Origin of the sequence: Bartonella sp. CB10SXKL (assembly GCF_042195515.1) — a bacterium.
Taxonomy (GTDB): domain Bacteria; phylum Pseudomonadota; class Alphaproteobacteria; order Rhizobiales; family Rhizobiaceae; genus Bartonella.
Map to the genome: position 1 here is coordinate 1 of NZ_JBHION010000078.1, position 1,367 is coordinate 1,367.

The 1,367-nt window shown below is 34.8% G+C and carries 2 protein-coding genes; one reads left to right on the top strand and one right to left on the bottom strand.

All coding sequences use genetic code 11. The annotated features are described in order from the left end of the window. Positions 1-447, top strand: a 447-nt coding sequence (locus ACFIK3_RS09495) for a hypothetical protein (protein WP_375676619.1), incomplete at its 5' end; no start/stop codon positions are given. Here the strand turns inward: ACFIK3_RS09495 and ACFIK3_RS09500 are convergent. Continuing rightward, the gene (locus ACFIK3_RS09500; protein ID WP_375610990.1) at positions 433-1,155 is read right to left on the bottom strand and encodes a hypothetical protein; all 723 of its coding nucleotides are present in this window, start codon (positions 1,153-1,155) and stop codon (positions 433-435) included. The genes ACFIK3_RS09495 and ACFIK3_RS09500 overlap by 15 nt on opposite strands. Between the last annotated feature and the right edge of the window lie 212 nt (positions 1,156-1,367).

The following is a 1,367-nucleotide window of genomic DNA, read 5'->3' on the forward strand; positions in this document are numbered from 1 at the left end:
GTTGATAAATTGGCAATAGAAATGCGTGCAAAGCGCTTCGGTTTAACGCTACAGGAGGCAAAAAATCCACTTTCTGGGTCTTACATAGGGCGGCTTTGCTTGCAAGGCGTTCTTACACAAGAGCAATATGACGCCGCCCAGCAATATCTACAGATAAGAAACGATTACCTTTGTGCAAAAGGCTTGCCTAATGCGATTTATGACGAAATGCCGTCATCTTCAGATGATAAGGCAAGAGATAAGTGGGTAGCATTTGCAACAGAGCAGTTTATAAACACGCAAGAGGCACTAAAAGAAGCCCAATGCCTCTATAGACAGTATAATCTTCATGCTGCGCTACAGTACCTCGTGATAGAAGATCAAATGTTACCACATCTTGTGAATTCGCTGCGTGTTGCTCTTAATGTGCTTCATAAGTATTTAATCGCTAGTTTAAAAAATTTTTAAATATCGCTTCCATTTTTCAAAAGAGCCATATCTTACTGGGGGTCTTATATCTTCTTTGGGCATCATTTCTCTATATACACTTATAGCAATAGAGCACATATTCACTGTATTTTGTAAACGAACGCTTTCGTGTCCTAGTATCATATGCTCTGTACGAATAGTTTGTTCTTTTCTGCTAATGCCATTTGGAGAATTCAAAAATTTTTCTGCGTATTCAAACATTGGATCATTAAAATGTGTTTCAAATTTTGCTTTAAATAAAATAGTTTCTATAGTATCCCAGTCATTAAAAATACTACCGTATTTCTTAAGTTTTGTTTGCAAGTCGTTAAATGTAACTGTGGGCATACTTTTATCACCTTGTAATAAATCAGCAAAACGACCACAAAAAACAAGCACTATGTGATAATGTTTTAAAATATTAAATTCCGGAGGATTGCTAGGTAGTGTTATTAAATGCTTCCAAAATGGACTTTTGTCATTGGGGATGTCTACAGTACTTCCCATAAATGTTTTTAAATACTCCACCGATTCTTTTGCCTTTGCTAATTTTTGATGATATTCTGAGTTTTGATAATTTTCACTTACATATTTTTCGTAAAGTTTATCGTATTGTTCTAAACTATCTACACTAGTGTATCTTGATAACACTGATATCGAAAAGAAAGCTATAAATATTACTATGAGCGTTATGGATAGTGACTTCATTATTTAATCCTTAAATTATAATAATTTAACACTACCTAACCGATTCTTTTCAAATGTATCAATATGTGTTATTTTAGTGTTGACAAAGTGTAGCAAATCGTATTTAATGACATTGCTGTACTTGGTCGTACTGTATCTAGACGAGAGGCAGTGCAGTTTGGAATCCCCGCAAATGCGGGGTTTTTTATTATCTGGAGGGCGTATTTTATGAC